Here is a 17,682-nt window from a genome sequence, read left to right on the forward strand (position 1 = left end):
GAGGCTTATGCCGCGCCCGCGATCCAGCTGGAAAGCGCAGTCTTCGGAGCCGCACCCACCTTGATATCGGCCACTTCGCCACCCTTGAAGACGGCCAGCGTCGGGATCGAGCGAACGCCGAACTGGGCAGCCAGTTCCGGGTTTTCATCGATGTTGAGCTTGGCGATCTTCACCTTGCCGGCGAGTTCGTTGGAGATTTCTTCGAGGCTCGGGGCAATCATCTTGCACGGGCCGCACCATTCAGCCCAGAAATCCACGACAACCGGTTCGGAAGCGTCGAGAACCTCGGCCTGGAAATTGGACTTGTCGACTTTAACGGTAGCCATTGGGCTCTCCCTTCATAAATACGGAATTGACCAGATATGTGATGCCGCGCGGCAGCAATTTCAATATGCGGTATCTCATGATGTTTCGAGGTCGGCAAGGGACCGCTGAAGAAGGCTTTCATCAAGGGGAATGAGGCTGCCGTTTTCGGTGTAGATCAGCCAGCATTCGACTTGTTTGCCGGGATAGAGCGGCTGTAGGATCTCGCGATAGATGGCGAGCTGCACCCGATGCGAGAGGGGGCATTGGGCCGCCTCCAGTGGTGGATTCCGGTTGGTCTTGTAGTCGGCGATGATCACCCGGTCGGCAAGCACGGTCATGCGGTCGATCCGGCCGGAGACCGCACGCAATTCTCCCTTCAGCCGCATCGTGCCCATGACCGAAACTTCCGCGCGACTGCCGGCATCGAACAGCGGGCGAAGCGCCTCGTCTTCGAGAACGGTGATCACGGTGGAGACCAGTCTCTGTCGCTGCTCTGCCGGCCAGAACCGGGCAGCACGTTCTGCATAACGCTCAGCTGCCTCGCGGCGGTCACCCTCCGGAAAGCTCGGCAAATTCTGCAGCATCCGATGGATGAGCCGCCCGCGCTGCAGAGCGAGATCCGCCTTTTCCGTCGTCGAGAACAGCGCAGAGGCGGTCAACGCATCCTCGTCTTCGTCGATGACGATGCTGCCGGCACCGGAGGGGCTGAGCGGTCTCGGTAGGCTGATCGGTGGCGGCAGCGGCTTCCAGAGCGTCGAGGGAAGGCTGTGGCTCTCCTCGCTTTCGGCGCCCTCTTCGGTCACCGGCAGATCATGCTCTGCCTCGCCGAGAGACCAGCGCAATCCGGCCCAGCTGCCATCCGGCCCGGTGAATTCGACCTGTTTGCAGCGCGTTTCGTCGGCGCTCAGCGCCCGCGCGATCATCTTGTGCCAGATCTCGCCCGTGTCCTGCACGCCGCGATAACCACCGACGATCAGACGGTCGGCAGCGCGGGTCATCGCGACATAGAGCAGCCGGCGATATTCCTCCTCGGCCTGATCCTTGCGCCGATCCATGTCGGCAGCGGAGATCGAATTGCCGAGCGACTTCGACGGCACCCAGATCGGGAAGGGCATGCCTTCAGCCGTCCCAATGATTCGCAGCTTTGCCACATGGTTCGAATTGAAGGGCTTCGAGCCGCCATCGATCAGGAAGACGATTGGCGCCTCAAGTCCCTTCGAGGCATGAACCGTCATGATCCGGACTTCGTTGCGCTCCTTGTCCTGTTCGCGCTTGACCTCAGGCGCTTCCATCTCGAGCGTCGAAACGAAGGATTGCAAGCCGGGCAATCCGCTGGTCTCGAAGGAGAGGGCAAAGGTCAGGAACTCGTCGATGATGTCGCTGACCTCGGAGCCGAGGCGACCGAGATAGGCCCTCCGACCACCATGAACGCTGAGCACCCGGGCATAGAAATCATGAACGGAGTACTCCCGCGCCTGTTCGAGAAACAGGGTGAGCCGGTCGTAGGTCTTCTTCCACGCGCCATCAGTTTCAGCCTGCTCCGTCAGTCTCGCCCAGAGGCTCTGTCCTTCCGGTCGCTCGGCAGCGAGCTGCATCAAATCATCTTCGCCGTGATTGAACAGTGGGCTCTTCAACAGCGAAGCGAGAGACAGATCGTCTCCCGGCAGCAGCAGGAAACGTCCGAGCGCCAGCATGTCCTGCACGGCAATATGGCTTGTCAGCTTCAGGCGGTCTGCACCAGCGACCGGTACGTTATGCGGGCGTTTCAGCGCGCGGGTCAGCGCATTGACGAAGCCGTCGCGCTTGCGCACGAGCACGAGGATATCGCCCGGGCGGATCAGCCGCTTGTTGCCCTTCTCGATGATCGTTTCCCGTCCGACGATCTGGCTGATCTGATGCGCCACGCGTCGTGCGAGAATTGCCGACGGGGCGCTTTCCGGCGTCGCGTCGAAGGGGGCGGTCCAGTTCTCGTCCTTCTCCTGCTTTTCGGCGGCGATCATATCCCAGACATCGACGGTCCCCGGATGTCCGATGCGGCTCGACTGGTGGATGACGGGTTCGCCGCCGGCACTGAGGCCCCGGCTGTTTTCCGGCAGGCTGAAGACCTGGTCGACGGCCGCAAGGACCGATTGCGTCGAGCGGAAGGAGAGCGGCAGACGCACCGTGTTGAAGTCCTGTCCGCTTTCAGTCACGGCCTGCGCGGTCTGGCGCGCCTCTTGCGAGAACTGCTCCGGGCGCGCGCCCTGGAAGGAATAGATCGACTGCTTCTCGTCGCCCACGGCGAAGAAGGTGCGGATCCCGGGCCGGGCGCTCAATCCGGTGAAAAAGTCTTCGCGCAGCGACCGGATGACATCCCATTGCACTGGGCTCGTATCCTGCGCTTCGTCGACGAGGATATGGTCGATACCCTGGTCCAGCTTGTAATGCACCCAGGCGCCGACATCGCCGCGCGTCAGAAGCCGGGCGGTGCGCACGATCAGATCCTCGAAATCGAGCTGAGACCGTCGCTTCTTCAGTTCCTCGTAGTCGGTGTCGAGACGCACGGCCAGCGTCAGTGCAGACCGCGTCGCCTCATACATGCGGAAGATCCGCAGCCCGTCCCGCATCGCGACCACATGATCCCGGGCCGCAATCACGGCATCCTTGAGATCCGGCGCCACCTTGGTCATGGCGGCGGCAATCAGCGAGCTGTCGGCCTTTGGCGCTTCCTGTGCCGTCAGGAAAGCCTGGTCCAGAAGCTTCGCTCGCTCCAGCGGATCGGCTTCCACCAGCGCCCGTTCCAGCACTTCCGCGACGGCCCGCACCTTCTCGCCGCCCTTTTCGAGGGCAAGCTGGATGTACCGGGCAAAATTGCCACCGGACAAACCGGCAAGCGGCCAGTAGTCCTCCGCGCGGCTGGTCTCGCTCTCCAGCGGCCCGATGCCGAGGCCCTTCCGCAGGGTCGCATCAAGGCCTCCCGTCCGTTCCGCCCGCTGCCGGAAGTCTCTGACAGCATGGCGGTTGGCCACGGTATCGGCAATCAAGCCTTCGAGCCCGCTTTCATCGGCAATGCTCAAGACCTGCGAGAAAGCTTCGGCGAGTGCTGCATCATTCTCCGTCGACGTGGCCGTCAGCAGCGATCGCCGCGCTTCGGCCAGAACGGTGACCGCGACGCGATCATCGAGGACGTTGAAATGCCCGGCGACATTCGCTTCCAAGGGAAACTGGTGCAGCAACGCTTCGCAGAAGGCGTGAATCGTCTGGATCTTAAGACCACCCGGCGTTTCCAGCGCCTTGGCAAAGAGCCGCCGTGCAGCCGCAAGCGTCGCCCGATCCGGCTCCCTCTGCTCGATGGCCGCAATCCGCTTGGACAGTTCCCGGTCATCGAGCGTCGCCCATTCCGCCAGCCGCTCGAAGACGCGGTTCGACATTTCGGACGCCGCAGCCTTGGTGTAGGTCAGGCAGAGAATGGATGAGGGGCGGGCGCCGGCGAGCAGCAGCCGGATCACCCGCTGCGTCAGCACATGCGTCTTGCCGGAGCCGGCATTCGCCGACACCCAGGCCGACTGGCCGGGATGCGAAGCGCGCGACTGGGCAAGCGTCGTCCAGCCGAGCCAGGCGGCGGGATCGCTGCCGGTCGGTAGCTCGTCCAGGGCAAAGCGCTGATCACTCATCGCCGGCTCCTTCCTCGGCTTCCGCCGTCGACCACTCCGCGACTCGCGCCAGATGGTCGTATTCGCCGCCATAGGCGTTCTGTTCCGCCGGGATGAGGCGGGAGACATAACCCCGCTCGCCGCTCTGCAGCGCCTGGACGAAGCGGCCAAGTTCGTCAACGGATTGCGTCGCAAGCTCAAGCGCAGACTTCTTGTTGTCGCCCCGCGTTGCCATTTCGTTGTTCACCTGGTCTGCCGAAAAGCGATCGCCAGGTCTCAGGCGTACATAGACAAGATTGAGAGGTTTCACGTCACCGGCAGGCTTGAAGGCGCCTTGGAGAAGGGCCGCCGCCTCCAGCGCCAATTGTGGGTCAAGCAGGCTGCGCGCCTGATTGGCGCTCGGGTTGAGGCCCGTCTTGTAGTCGATGATATCGGCAAAGCCGCCGCCTCGGATATCGATCCGGTCCGCTATTCCGCTAATGGTGATATCAACAGGGCGAAGCAGCACATTGCCTCTGACTTCCGTCATCGAGCGCTTGATTTCCGGTCTCCGCTGCCGCTCCCAGCTGAGAAAGGCAGAGGCGACACTGTAGAAGCGCTGACGCCAGACGATATCGATGTGCAGCGGCAGAGCCTCCGTCAGGAACTCCTCATCGGTGATCCGGTGCAGGATATCGAGCGCGTCCAGCCGGGCCGGGTCATGATCCTCGCGGATGAAACGCTCGACGATGCGGTGATAGAGCGTCCCGCGTTCCGCCGCCCCCGGATCCTGGTTGAAGGGATCGACGGGATCGAGACGCAGGATGCGCCGCGCATAGATGGAATAGGGGTCCCGCCGGAAGCGCCCCACCTCGGAAAAGCTGAAGCTACGCGGCTGAAGTTCTGCGCGCGGTCGTGGCGCGGGGCGCTGTGCCGGTGCCTGGTTTTCGCCCTGGTCGATCAGGTCGGCGTAGCGCCGATAGATCTGTCCGCGCTTTCGCATCTCGTCTTCCAGAAGGGGCCCGCCAAGAGCCATCAGACGCTGCAGCCAGCGAGAGGCGACCGTCGGCGCAGAGCCTTGGCGTAGCGAGCGCGAGAAGATCAGTTTCCGCGTGCCACAGGCCATCTGGAAGTCATGCGCCACCTGGCCGATCTGCCGTTCCGGCGGCTCAAGCCCGACTTCGGTCTTCATGACGCGCGACAGGAAGGGATTGTTCTTGGTCTGGCTCGGCCAGCTCCCCTCGTTCATCCCGCCGATCACCATCATGTCGACATTCTGCAGGCGCGCTTCGAGCGTCCCGAAGATGAAGACGCGGGGATGCCGCATGGCGCGTGGCTTGACCGCCTGGCCGGCCATCAGCGCCGTCAGGATATCAACCCATTGCGCGCCGTCCGCCTCGATCTGTCCGTCCGTCTCAAGCACCTCGGCGAGGAGCCTCGCCAGAGCCTCGCCCGCCGCATCGCCCCAGAGACCGGCCAGATCACCGCGCTCGTCGACCGTGACGGCTTCCAGCACCCGACCCGTGCGCTCGGCCCAGTCACTGACCGTCAATGTCTGCGACAGCACGCGCCCGTCAGTCGACCGGATGACGGACGAGACGAGGGGGTCGACCGCCTTGGTTACCCGGCTCGCCAGCAGGCGAGCAAGCTCGATCTCCTCGGGCGCAATCGAGATGCGCCATTGCGGCTTGTGACGGTCGGCCAGATGCGCTTCGAGCCCTTCCGCAAACAACGGTTCCATCTCGGCAAGGTCGAGGCTCTTCAGACCGCCACGCAGCGCGATGCGTTCCAGCGCGTCGGCAGCCTTGCGCATATCCTCGGCCGTGAAACCGAACCGTGCCAGAGGATGCTTGATCAGGGAGACGATGGCCACCGGATCGCCCGGACGCAGGCAGGCCTCGGCCACCACCTGGGTCAGCATGGCAGCCTGGGTCCCGGTCATCGGCGTACCCGCCGAATCATCCGCCTCGATCCCGAACCGCGCGAGTTCGGACATGACACGCCGCGCCAGCGCGCGATCCGGCGTGATCAGCGCCACCCGGCTTTCGGGATTGTCGGAAACCTCTTCGAGCCCCAGCCGGAGCGCAATTGCAATCGCCGTTGCTTCTTCGCGCTCATTGGCCGTCTCGATCAGGGCGACATCGCGAAATGCCGCGAGCAGGCGTGAATCGTCGATATCCTGCCGCCAGGCCTTCCAGGTGTCGGTCGCCTCGGCGGGCGCCATGGCACGCGACAGAAATTCGGCTCGATCCCGGAGCGCCGGATCGGAGGCTTCGAGAGCCTGAACATCGGCGCGTTCAAGTTTCATATGCCGCAGCAGATGGGCAAGGCCATATTGCGGATGCCCGCGCACGGCAGGGCTTGGACGTATCACGGAGATCTCGCGATCGTTGAGCTTCGCCCAGTCCTCGTCCGGCATGTCCAGATCAAGCCCGGGCAGCACCACGACCCCCTGGTCGAGCTCGGCAATCGCGGCAATGAGCTCGGCCGCTGCCGGGATCGAGCCGGTGGAGCCCGCAACGATGACGGGACCGGAAGCACCCTGTCTTCTGAACCGTTCGGCCTCGGCCCTCAGCACCGCATCGCGGTGGCGGGCCGGAGACGACCGCACCAGTTCCTGCAGCCGTGCAGGCCAGAACAGGGTCGCAATTTTCAGAAACTCCAGCGTCAGCTGCCACCAGGAGCCGAAGTCGGCCGATTGAAGGTTCTCCAATTCCGTCCAGTCGCAACCTTCCGTCTCGGCTGCTTCGATCAGCTCCACCAGCGCCCGTGCCAGCCAGACGGCATCTGCCGGGCTCGCCGGTGCCACGAACGGCGTGTCCGAATGGATTGACCGGACGATCTCCGGCAGCTGGTTGCGCCAGGCAAGGATCAGCCGGGCGAGTTCCAGAAGCATGACGGTGCCGCTCACCGGCGGGGCAAGATCCATCAGCTGCGGCGCATCGAGATCGAAGAAGCCACTGTCGTCATCCGTCTCGCCGAGCGTGCGAATGTCGGGAAGGATCGCCGCGCGACCACCGAGCAGATCGACGAACTCAGACCGCAGCACGCGCGCTGCGCGTCGGGTCGGAACGAGCAGAGTGACGCCTGCCAGAGAAAGCGGATCGGCGGGGTCATAGCGAAAACCGTCGGTGAGGCGACCGTCGAGCAGCGCTTCCGTCAGCGTCCTGAGGAAGGGCCGGCCCGGTGGGATCGTCAGCAGACGCGGCGCCTTGCTCACCATCTCAAAGGCCCCTGCCGTAGCGGGCCACCACGGCTTCGGCAGGCGCGATCGCGTCGGGTGTGCCAACGGTCAGCCACTGTCCATTAAGGTCCGTACCGAATAGCCGACAGGCGGCAATCGCACGATCGAAATAGATGTTGAGGTTGAAGGGGCCATCCGGCGCATCGTCGAAGAGATGCGGCATCAGCGCTAAGGCCCCGGCATAGACGACCGGGTTCGGTGCGCCCGAGACATAGCGGGTGAGCTTGCCGTCATCCGCCATCGAGAAATCATTCTTGCCGTTATGGCCCGTGGTCCGTTCCTGCTCGACACAGAGCATCGCAATGTCCATCCGGGAGGGATCGAACTGTTGCGCCAGCCGGACAAGATTGCGCGGCTCATCATCCCGTTCTCCGACCCAGAACAGGTCGGCATTCATGACGAGTGCCGGCTGGTCCTGGTCGAGCAGCTTGAGGCCCTTGGCCAGACCACCGCCCGAATCCATCAACCGCTCCCGTTCGTCGGAGATCCGGATCTCGGCCCGTGTCTCCCCGGCGAGATGGGCCTCCATCTGATCGGCATGGTGATGCACATTGACCACGACCGTCTCGACGCCCGCCTCAACAAGCGCGTCGAGCACATAGTCGATCATCGGCTTTCCGCCGATCTGAACCAGCGGCTTCGGGGTCGTCTCTGTAATGGGGCGCATCCGCGTACCGAGTCCGGCCGCGAGCACCATGGCTTGCTTGATGATCATTTGCTCAGGCCGGTGATTCGGGAAGCTCGATTCCAGCCTCTATGCACCAGTTCCGCAAGGGGGCGAGGACAGGATGTTCGAAAGCAACGCTCAGGTGCCAGAGCGTGCGGGGAAGATGGCGCATATAGCCCGGCTTGCCGTCGCGATCCTTCAGCCGCACCCAGAGCCCGTTCAGCTTGCAGGCCCGCTGCGCCGACATGATCGCCCAGCTTTTCAGGAAGGTGGCCTCGTTGAAATCCGCTTTCCTGGCGCGTGCCGAAAGATAGTCTGCCATCAACTGATCCATCAGCGGCCGCTCAATGGTCACCCGTGCATCCTGGACCAGCGAAACGAGATCATAGGCCGAGGGGCCGATCATGGCGTCCTGGAAATCGATGAGGCCGACCCGGTCATGCCCTTCGCGATCATCGCGCCAGATGATGTTGGGCGAGTGGAAGTCACGCATGACGATGGACGTATCGGAGCCCGCCAGTTCGTCGATCAGTTGGTCCCAGATGGCGAGATAGCTGGCACGTTCTTCCGCTGTCGCCTGTTGCCCCTTGCGCTTCCAGGGCAGGTGCCAGTCAAGAAGCAGCTCCACCTCGAACTTCATCGCCGCTCGATCGAAATCGGGAATGACGTGTTTATGCCCGCCCGCAATGACGATCTCCCGATCGAAGGGCGTGTCATGAATGGCGGCCAGACAAGCCGCACTGGCACGGTAGCGGTCAGCGATCGGCTTTCCCTGTTCGTCGAGAACACCGCCTTCGCCGAGATCTTCGAGAAGCAACAGACCTGCGTCGAGATCCTGTTCCAGGACTTCGGGAGCGGCAAAGCCGCGCTCGCGCAGCGCCTGTCCGATGGCCACGAAGGGACGCACATCCTCGGCCAGATGCACGAGCTGCGAATAGGGCTTGCCGTCCCGGATCGGCGGACCGTTCGGCCGCTTGGGCGCATCCATCAGGACGAGGCGGGCACTGCCGTCGGCAGGATAGACGTGCTCATAGGCCCGGTTGGAAGCGTCGCCCGTCAAATGCCGTCGGTGGGCATCTCCGTATCCGCATCTCTTCAGGAAGCGGCGGATTTCATCCACGCGCCGAAGCCGAGCCAGTTTTGCCTCTGGCGCGCGGATAACCAGGTTTCGCCCGCCATCGGACGCGAATTGAAACTCGATCTCGATCCGGGTTCTAGGAAGCGCGCGGCCTGCCTTGCCCGGCCACTCGACGAGGCATATGCCATCGGCCAAGGCTTCTTCCAGCCCCAGTTCATCCAGTTCGCTCGGATCGGAGAGCCGGTAAAGGTCGAAGTGGGCAACGGGAATACTGAGATCATAATTCTGAACCAGCGTGAATGTCGGGCTGGGCACTTCGAGATCGGGATCATCGGCCAGGGCGCGTATGAATGCCCGGCTCAAACTCGATTTGCCGGCCCCGAGATCGCCGTCCAGCGCGACACAATCGCCGACCTGAAGTGCCAGCAACAGATCCTCGCCGAACAGTGCCGTGGCGGCATCATCGGCGAGGTGAACGACAAGCGTGGACGGCTCGGAGTTCATTCTGCGGCGGCGATCATCTGCGGTATGCTGGCATTGGGGATGCGGCAATGAACCGTGGTACCCTGACCTGGCTCGCTCTCGATCTTGACGTCTCCCTTGTGGAGATTGACGAAGCTCTGGACGATCGACAGACCAAGGCCCGGTCCGCTGCGCTTGCCACCCTTGGCGCTCGTCGAAAATCGATCGAAGGCCGAGGACAGGAGATCGGCGCTCATGCCGCAGCCACTGTCAGTCACCGAGAACGAGAAGTCGGTGCCGTCGCGCCAGCATTTCATGGAAACCACGCTGCCTTCGGGTGCGAAATTTACGGCGTTCGTCAGGATCTTGATGAGGATCTGCTTCAACCGCTGCCGGTCTGCGATCAGGTGGCCGAGCTGGGCAGGGGCAGCAATCTCCAGCGTCACGCTGCTCTCCTGGAGCCGATCGGTCATCTGCATGGAGACATCGTCGAGCAGGTCGCTCAGATCGATCTCTGAATAGTCGAGCTGCATGATCCCGGCATCCACGGTCGCGAGATCTAGGATGTCGTTGACGATGGTCAGGAGGACGGACGACGACGTCGAAATATGATCGATGTATTCGGCCTGCCGCTCGTTGAGCGGACCGATCGTCGGTGTCTTCAGAAGATCGGTGAAGCCGATGATGTTGGTGAGCGGCGAGCGAAGTTCGTAGGAGACGTGCTGGACGAAATCGTTCTTCAGCTCGTCGGCCTTCCGCAGCGCTTCATTCTTCTCCTTCAAGGCCCGTTCCGCCCGGACGCTGTCCGTCATGTTGACGAAGGTCAGCATGGTCTGTGCGTTGGGCAGTGGCGTCACGGCATAGTCGAGGACGAGGCCGGAATAGAGTTCGAGCGTCCCCTGGCTGGAAGGACGTTCGTCCTCGAAGCTGGTGATCATCTTGCCGTAGGCTTTCCAGCCGTCCGGCTTGTCATAGGACGGTGCACAGGCGGCTTCGAGCAGCCGGATATGCGTGCCGACCGCCGCCTGGGTCTCGGTGATGCCCCAGAGTGCCCGGAAGGCGGGGTTGGAGAGCTGAATCCGGCCATCGGGCCCGAAAACGGCAACACCCTCCGACAGATGGTCGATGGTTTCGCCCTGCACCTGGACCAGCGTATTGTAGCGGGTTTCCAGATTGAATTGTTCGGTCAGGTTTTCAAAGACCCAGGTCGCGCCGCCCTGCGGGTGAGCCGAGGCGATCACGCGCAGCGTCTGGCCGTTGGGCAGATGCCATAGGTCGGTCTGGGTTTCGAGCGCCCGATAGACAGAAAGGCAATTGTCCTTCCAGGCTTTCCAGCTCAGCTGCTCCGGCAGCTTGTGCGCGGCGCGCAAGCGGTCGAGCAGTTCGGCATGATCCGGTCGGCTCTCGAGGAACTTGGTCTCGAGACCCCAGAGCTGGAGGAAAGCCTGATTGTAGAACTGCAGGCGACGATCAGCGTCGAAGATCGCAACCGGGGTCGCGAGATGGTCGAGCGTATCGGCGTGGCTCTTGAGCGTCCGCGCAAGTTCCTCCCTGAGTGTCTCGGAGGAGGAGACGTCGATTGCCATGCCGCAGGAGCCGCCAGGACCCCGCACATCGACGACGTCGAAGAAGGTGCGTGCGCCGCGGACGGCGGTCGAAACGGTATCGTGGAACGGTGATTCCGGCGTTGCGGAAGCCTTGATCTTCTCGCGCGTCAGAGTGCCCAGGATCTCGCGTCCTTCTTGCACCGCCTGTTGCGGTGACGTGGATTCGACGGCATCGCTATAGGCCTGGTTCACCCAGACGAGACGCCCGTCGCCATCCCGCTGCCAGACCGGCTGTTCGATCGAATCGAGCAGCGATTCGAAGGTCGCGATCGAGCTTCGCAACCGGTTGCGTTCGATCTTGAGTTCAGCGAGTTCTGCACGCAGATTGTCCAGCGCCACGAAATGCGCATAGGCGCGGCCACCGTAGAGGTTGCCCTGAACCTCCAGAACGTCTCCGCGCTGGGTCTCGACCACGAGATCGAAAGTCTTGGCGTTCAGCCGGAGTGCCTCGATTGCGCGCTCCACCTCACTGGCGGAATGAGGCTTCAGCCAGCGTCCGAACGCCAGAAAGTCCGGATCCTGCTGGGGAGCACCCGTCTCCGCCGGGAGCTGTCCGAGAAGCTCGGCGCGGCCGTTGTGACCGTCCCAGATCACCGTGCGGCGATTCTTGTCGGCAATCAGCGTCTGATAGCGTGAGATCTTCTGCTGACTGTCCGAATAGGCGGAGCGCAGTTCGCGCACTTCGCCATCGAGTTTGTTGCGTTGACGCAAGAGAACAGCCGCGAAGATCAGGGCGGCCGAAACCGAACCGAGAAGCACCGCATATCCGGCGACGTCGATGCTGTTGAAGCCGCGCATGGCGGTCGTCGCCTGCGCATACGCAAGGCCCGGAGCAAACAGGCTCGCGAGCGCACTTCCGCAAGCCAGAACACGCCTTCTCAGCGCCAAGGCGGGACGATGGGACAGCTCGTGGAGCATCCCGTTTTTTCGCTCAGAAACTGGCCGCCAGAGGCTTGGAAAACCGGCCGTCATAGCCGTATCCCGCTGACGCGGGGCGCGTTGATTTACCGACATTCTCGGTCTGTCTCCGTCTTATTATGTGCCGCATCGTCGACAAGACATCCGTATCCGCGGACCGCTCGTGCAGTTCACGAATCAAGTTCTAAAACAATACCTTTGATGGGAAGGGTCGGGAAGGCCGGGCTCCAAAAAAGAAGGCGGCGCCTTTGTCAAGGCGTCGCCCACTAGATGTAGATATTATCCAGCTATATTTTAATAGCGGTAGTGTTCTGCCTTGAACGGACCCTGCGCCGTGACGCCGATATAGGCGGCCTGTTCGTCCGAGAGCGTCGTCAGCTTCACGCCGAGCTTTTCGAGGTGCAGGCGAGCGACCTTTTCGTCGAGGTGCTTCGGCAGGACGTAGACGCCCGGCTTGTACTCGTCGGTCTTGGCGAAGAGTTCGATCTGGCCGAGAACCTGGTTGGTGAACGACGCAGACATTACGAAGGACGGGTGACCCGTTGCATTTCCGAGGTTCAAGAGACGACCCTCAGACAGCAGGATCATGCGGTTGCCCTTCGGGAACTCGATCATGTCGACCTGCGGCTTGATGTTCGTCCAACGCAGGTTCTTCAGAGAAGCGACCTGAATCTCGTTGTCGAAGTGGCCGATATTGCCGACGATCGCCATGTCCTTCATCTCGCGCATATGCTCGATGCGGATGACGTCCTTGTTGCCGGTCGTGGTGATGAAGATGTCGGCCGAGGAGACCACGTCTTCCAGCGTGACCACTTCAAAGCCGTCCATGGCGGCCTGCAGGGCGCAGATCGGATCGACTTCCGTCACCTTGACGCGGGCGCCGGCGCCGCGCAGCGAGGCGGCCGAACCCTTGCCGACGTCGCCGTAACCGCAGACGACAGCGACCTTGCCTGCCATCATCACGTCGGTACCGCGGCGAATGCCGTCGACCAGCGATTCCTTGCAGCCATACTTGTTGTCGAACTTCGACTTGGTGACCGAGTCGTTGACGTTGATGGCCGGGAAGGGGAGGAGGCCCTTCTTGGCGAGTTCATAAAGGCGATGCACGCCGGTGGTGGTTTCTTCGGTGACACCCTTGATCGCATCGCGCTGCTTGGTGAACCAGCCAGGCGAAGCGGCGAGACGCTTCTTGATCTGCGCAACCAGGATTTCTTCTTCTTCCGACTGCGGATTGGAGAGAACGTCCTCGCCGGCTTCGGCGCGGGCGCCGAGCAGGATGTACATGGTGGCATCGCCGCCATCATCGAGGATCATGTTGGAGAAGCCGCCGTCGGTCCACTGGAAGATCTTGTCGGTGTATTCCCAGTAATCGGTGAGCGACTCGCCCTTGATCGCAAAGACCGGGATGCCGGCAGCGGCGATCGCTGCAGCGGCGTGGTCCTGGGTCGAGAAGATATTGCAGGATGCCCAGCGGACATCGGCACCGAGCGCGACGAGCGTTTCGATCAGAACAGCGGTCTGGATCGTCATATGCAGCGAACCGGTGATCCGTGCACCCTTCAGCGGCTGGCTCGCGCCGAATTCTTCGCGGCAGGCCATCAGGCCCGGCATTTCGGTTTCAGCGATGCTGATTTCCTTGCGGCCGAAATCGGCAAGACCGATATCAGCGATCACATAGTCATGTTTGCTCATGGGATTCTCCGGCTGGATCCGACCCGATCCGCATCTCATGGCGGATGGATTAACTGGCTCTCCCGCAGATCTGGCTGCAGGGCTGGTCGTCTTCTAGCAGGGAACCGCATCAAACGCAATCTGACATAAAGAAGTCTTTATGTCTTTATGTCGCGATGCTTTACATCTCTTCACCAAAGCGGTCCGCGACCAGAGCGGCAAGTGCGTTCATGACGTCCTCGGCCTGACTGCCCGAAGCCGATACGCAGATCGAGCACCCCGGGCTTGCCGCCAGCATCATCAAACCCATGATCGAGGTGCCGCCGACAGTCGTTCCATCCTTGGAGACGCTGACGCTCGCATCGAAGCCGCTGACGGTCTGTACGAATTTGGCGGAGGCGCGCGCATGGAGGCCACGCTTGTTGATGATCAAAAGATCGCGGGAGATCGGGTCGGCCATCGCAGTCATTTGCCACTCAATACGCGGCTTGCAACATTGATGTACTTGCGCCCAGCCTCGGAGGCCTCGACGAGGGCGCGATCCATGTCGTTGTCGCCGCGAACGCCGGCAAGCTTGATCAGCATCGGCAGATTGACCCCGGCGATCACTTCGATCCGGCCGGTGTTCATCACGGAGATCGCGAGGTTCGAGGGCGTACCACCGAACATGTCGGTGAGGATGATTACGCCATGGCCATCATCGGCACGTGACACGGCATCAAGAATGTCCTGACGACGCTGATCCATGTCATCTTCGGGGCCGATCGAGACGGTCTCGATGCATTTTTGTGGGCCTACGACGTGCTCCACCGCGTGGTGAAACTCTTCAGCCAGCTTGCCATGCGTGACAAGCACAAGTCCGATCATTCTCTACTGCCCCTTAGCGCAACTCTCGCCAAATAGCTCAAGATTGGCGTTTCGTCCATCAGTAGGACGCCATCTTGTCGATCAAAGCGGGAAGTGCAAGCCAAATCAGCGTGTAAATTGCCGGTTCGCTGCAAGGCTTCGAATACGCGCCAAGATCAGGCTGAGTGGAAAACGGCTCCACATCGGCACCCTGACGACCGGAAGGCTAAGTCCCGCGATAAGCTCGGCTTGCTCGTCGTCCGGCGGCAACCGATGTCTTTCATCCGCGCCGACCGGCAGCACGATATAGCTCAGTTCGGCGCGGTCCACATGATCGACGGAGACGATACCGCTGTATCGGAGTTCGATCAGACCGCGGATCGGTTCGGGGCAGGAGGCAAAGACCTGGCCGTTCTCCAGCGATATGATGACACGGTCATCCGAGATTAGCGCAGCCGGGATATTGGCGAGCCTGGCTTCTGCGAGGCAATCGAAAGCAAGGCTCGACTTGCCGCTGCCCGATGGCCCGACAAATGCCAAGCCGAGACCATCGACGCTGATCGCCGTCGCATGGATGTTGTGGGTCTCGCCCGTCATGCCGCAGTCTCTACGGGCAGGGACAGGACGAAGCGGGCGCCGGTGATGCGGCCCGATGCCGGGTCCACGACGTTTTCGGCCCGCAGGGTGCCGCCATGGGCCTCGGCGATCTGTCGGCTGATCGATAACCCGAGACCGGAATTCTGGCCGAAGCTCTCGCCCTCTGGTCGGTCGGTATAGAAACGTTCGAAGATGCGGTCTATGTCCTCGGCCTGAATGCCGGGCCCGTTGTCCTCCACCTGGATCTGGCACCGCGTGCGATTGCGCGACAGCTTGACGAGGATCCGGCCGCTGTCTTCTGGCACGAAGGACCGTGCATTCTCGATCAGGTTGGTGACGATTTGTCCGAGACGCAGGTCGTGCCCGTGGACCACGAAATGCTGGTTCGATCCGGGTTTCTGATCGATCACGTAGTCGATCTGAACGGCCTTCTTGCCGCTGCGGATTTCCCTGGAGATGTCGACGAGGCTGGAAACGAGCACCCCGAGATCGACAGGCTTTGCGTCCGAGCGCGCCAGTTCCGCGTCGAGGCGCGAAGCGTCCGAGATGTCGCTGATCAGACGGTCGAGACGGCGGACGTCGTGCTGGATGATATCCATAAGCCGCTGCCGGGACTGGTCTGTCTTGGCGAGCGGCAGGGTTTCGACGGCCGAACGCAGCGAGGTCAGCGGGTTCTTGAGCTCGTGGCTGACGTCGGCAGCGAAACTCTCGATCGCATCAATGCGATCGTAGAGCGCTGTCGTCATTTCGCGCAGCGCGATGGAAAGGTTGCCGATCTCATCCTGTCGGATGGAGAAGTCGGGGATTTCCTCACGCTCCTTTGCGCCACGGCGAACACGGATGGCGGCAGCCGAGAGGCGACGCAGCGGGTTTGCGATGGTCGAGGACAAGAGCAGCGACACAACGATATTGACGAGGGTCGCAACCCCGAAGACCCGCAGGATCGCGAGGCGTTCCGCATGGACGATCTTGTCGATGTCGCCTGCCTGGGTCGAAAGCAGCAGCACACCGAGGACAGCACGCGAGCGCTGTACCGGTACTGCGACAGACACGATGAGCTCCCCCTGGTCGGTCACGCGGACGACCGCACCGCGAACCCCGGTCAGCGCGTTCATGACCTCCGGATAGATCGAGCCGTCACCGCCAGGCGCTTCCCGATAGACCGGCAGATTGCCGGGCTGCAGGATCGTGTTGAAGAGGCGAGTGATCCAGTCGGTAAAGCTGGTGGAATCATTGTCGACCGGCGGCAGGTCGAAGCGCAGAACCTGGCCGCGCGAATAGAGATGCCGCGAATCAAGCAGCAGGTTGGCGTCGGCGTCGAAGAGGCGGGCGCGGATGCGCGTCGGGGAGATCAAGCGCCGAAGAACCGGTGCCACGCGTTCCGGATTGATCGGAAACTCGAGATCTTCGTCGTTCGGAACCGGCGTGATGCTCTGTCCGGCCTGCAGTTCGAGCAGTTTCTCCGGATCGATCGTGATCGAGTTCGTATCGACAGAGGCAGACGCCGATACGGCCGCCGCGATGATCTCGCCCTGCGTCAGAAGGCTCTCGACGCGTGCATCGATCAGTCCCTCGCGGAACTGATTGAGATACATGATGCCGCCGACGAGCACGATGAGTGCGGCGAGATTGAAGAAGACGATCCGGCGCGTCAGGCTGGAAAACAGCGCGTGGCCGAAGATCCGGCGGATGAGCGTGAAGGGATGGCTGAACAGCCGACGCTGCTCGGAGCCGGAATCCGTCTCCTCCAGATGTCCCTCGTCAACCTGCTGGGTCAAACCTTTGCCTTTCGCCCATCCTGTCAGCCATCAAGGCTGCAACGGCAGGACCTTACGCTGCTTCGCGGAAGCGGTAGCCCACACCGTAAAGCGTTTCAATCATGTCGAAGTCGGTATCGACCATCTTGAACTTCTTGCGCAGCCGCTTGATGTGGCTGTCGATCGTGCGGTCGTCAACATAGACCTGCTCGTCATAGGCCGCGTCCATCAAGGCGTCACGGCTCTTGACCACGCCGGGGCGCTGCGCCAGCGACTGCAGGATGAGGAATTCGGTCACGGTCAGCGTCACCGGATCACCCTTCCAGGTGCAGGTATGGCGTTCCTGGTCCATCACCAGCTGTCCGCGCTCCAGCGTGCGGGCCTGTTGCTCCGGGCTGCCCTTGGCGGGGCCGTTACCCGCCGCAAAGCTCTCGCGGCTTGCAGACCGTCGCAGGATCGCCTTGACGCGCTCGACCAGCAGGCGTTGCGAGAAGGGTTTGGTGATGAAATCATCAGCGCCCATCTTCAAGCCAAAGAGTTCGTCGATTTCCTCATCCTTGGAGGTCAGGAAGATCACCGGGATATCGGACTTCTGGCGCAGGCGACGCAGCAGCTCCATGCCATCCATGCGCGGCATCTTGATGTCGAAGATGGCGAGCTGTGGCGGTCGGGCCAGAAGACCGTCGAGAGCCGAGGCGCCATCGGTGTAGGTTTCGACCTTATAACCTTCTGCTTCGAGTGCGATGGAAACCGAAGTCAGAATATTGCGGTCGTCATCCACGAGGGCGATCGTCTGCATAGGGTACGTCTCCGTCATCGTTGCGCTGCTCCTGGTCTGTCCAGCCCAGCTCTGGTTCCATGGCAGTGCGATATGGGGATAAAGGTGGAACAAATTGTGGCAGAGGGGAAGGGGCAGGG

Annotated in this window: 12 protein-coding genes; all 12 read right to left on the minus strand. The window is 62.0% G+C overall.

Features of this window, described 5'->3' with window-relative positions:
• Window positions 1-5: 5 nt before the first annotated feature.
• Window positions 6-326: a thioredoxin gene (trxA, locus tag GH983_RS19945; protein ID WP_069042721.1), complete on the minus strand. Its 321-nt coding sequence runs from the start codon at window positions 324-326 to the stop codon at window positions 6-8.
• A 75-nt stretch (window positions 327-401) separates the two neighbouring features.
• Window positions 402-3,959: a double-strand break repair helicase AddA gene (addA, locus tag GH983_RS19950; protein ID WP_069042720.1), complete on the minus strand. Its 3,558-nt coding sequence runs from the start codon at window positions 3,957-3,959 to the stop codon at window positions 402-404.
• Window positions 3,952-7,140 carry a double-strand break repair protein AddB gene (gene addB / locus GH983_RS19955; RefSeq protein ID WP_153763312.1) on the minus strand — a complete coding sequence of 1,063 codons (3,189 nt, stop codon included), beginning with the start codon at window positions 7,138-7,140 and terminating at the stop codon, window positions 3,952-3,954. Before addB ends, addA begins: the two co-directional genes overlap by 8 nt.
• 1 nt (window position 7,141) lies before the next feature.
• Window positions 7,142-7,876, minus strand: a complete 735-nt coding sequence (locus GH983_RS19960; protein WP_069042718.1) for a nucleotidyltransferase family protein — start codon at window positions 7,874-7,876, stop codon at window positions 7,142-7,144.
• Window positions 7,877-7,880: 4 nt separating this feature from the next.
• Window positions 7,881-9,410: a tRNA (adenosine(37)-N6)-threonylcarbamoyltransferase complex ATPase subunit type 1 TsaE gene (gene tsaE, locus GH983_RS19965; protein ID WP_153763313.1), complete on the minus strand. Its 1,530-nt coding sequence runs from the start codon at window positions 9,408-9,410 to the stop codon at window positions 7,881-7,883.
• Window positions 9,407-11,947 (minus strand): PAS domain-containing sensor histidine kinase, encoded by a 2,541-nt coding sequence (locus tag GH983_RS19970; protein WP_153763314.1) that lies wholly within the window; start codon window positions 11,945-11,947, stop codon window positions 9,407-9,409. Before GH983_RS19970 ends, tsaE begins: the two co-directional genes overlap by 4 nt.
• A gap of 240 nt (window positions 11,948-12,187) precedes the next feature.
• Window positions 12,188-13,585, minus strand: coding sequence for an adenosylhomocysteinase (ahcY, locus tag GH983_RS19975; protein WP_054149990.1), 1,398 nt, complete (start codon window positions 13,583-13,585; stop codon window positions 12,188-12,190).
• Between the two features lie 160 nt (window positions 13,586-13,745).
• Window positions 13,746-14,033 (minus strand): HPr family phosphocarrier protein, encoded by a 288-nt coding sequence (locus GH983_RS19980; RefSeq protein ID WP_054149989.1) that lies wholly within the window; start codon window positions 14,031-14,033, stop codon window positions 13,746-13,748.
• Entirely contained in the window at window positions 14,030-14,431 is a 402-nt protein-coding gene (locus GH983_RS19985; protein WP_006724185.1) for a PTS sugar transporter subunit IIA, read from the minus strand. Before GH983_RS19985 ends, GH983_RS19980 begins: the two co-directional genes overlap by 4 nt.
• Before the next feature lie 105 nt (window positions 14,432-14,536).
• Complete coding sequence (locus GH983_RS19990) at window positions 14,537-15,007, minus strand: HPr kinase/phosphorylase (protein ID WP_054149988.1); 471 nt, start codon at window positions 15,005-15,007, stop codon at window positions 14,537-14,539.
• Window positions 15,004-16,785, minus strand: a complete 1,782-nt coding sequence (locus GH983_RS19995) for a sensor histidine kinase (RefSeq protein ID WP_054149987.1) — start codon at window positions 16,783-16,785, stop codon at window positions 15,004-15,006. Before GH983_RS19995 ends, GH983_RS19990 begins: the two co-directional genes overlap by 4 nt.
• Window positions 16,786-16,837: 52 nt before the next feature.
• A complete protein-coding gene (locus GH983_RS20000; protein ID WP_006724182.1) occupies window positions 16,838-17,563 on the minus strand; it encodes a response regulator transcription factor in 726 nt (241 codons plus the stop codon).
• Window positions 17,564-17,682: the final 119 nt, after the last annotated feature.

This window comes from Agrobacterium sp. MA01 (genome assembly GCF_009650195.1).
Taxonomy (GTDB): domain Bacteria; phylum Pseudomonadota; class Alphaproteobacteria; order Rhizobiales; family Rhizobiaceae; genus Allorhizobium.

Coding starts and splice junctions, on each gene's coding strand:
- trxA (WP_069042721.1), bottom strand. CDS start 326: ATGGCTACCGTTAAAGTCGACAAGTCCAATTTCCAGGCCGAGGTTCTC.
- addA (WP_069042720.1), bottom strand. CDS start 3,959: ATGAGTGATCAGCGCTTTGCCCTGGACGAGCTACCGACCGGCAGCGAT.
- addB (WP_153763312.1), bottom strand. CDS start 7,140: ATGGTGAGCAAGGCGCCGCGTCTGCTGACGATCCCACCGGGCCGGCCC.
- GH983_RS19960 (WP_069042718.1), bottom strand. CDS start 7,876: ATGATCATCAAGCAAGCCATGGTGCTCGCGGCCGGACTCGGTACGCGG.
- tsaE (WP_153763313.1), bottom strand. CDS start 9,410: ATGAACTCCGAGCCGTCCACGCTTGTCGTTCACCTCGCCGATGATGCC.
- GH983_RS19970 (WP_153763314.1), bottom strand. CDS start 11,947: ATGACGGCCGGTTTTCCAAGCCTCTGGCGGCCAGTTTCTGAGCGAAAA.
- ahcY (WP_054149990.1), bottom strand. CDS start 13,585: ATGAGCAAACATGACTATGTGATCGCTGATATCGGTCTTGCCGATTTC.
- GH983_RS19980 (WP_054149989.1), bottom strand. CDS start 14,033: ATGACTGCGATGGCCGACCCGATCTCCCGCGATCTTTTGATCATCAAC.
- GH983_RS19985 (WP_006724185.1), bottom strand. CDS start 14,431: ATGATCGGACTTGTGCTTGTCACGCATGGCAAGCTGGCTGAAGAGTTT.
- GH983_RS19990 (WP_054149988.1), bottom strand. CDS start 15,007: ATGACGGGCGAGACCCACAACATCCATGCGACGGCGATCAGCGTCGAT.
- GH983_RS20000 (WP_006724182.1), bottom strand. CDS start 17,563: ATGCAGACGATCGCCCTCGTGGATGACGACCGCAATATTCTGACTTCG.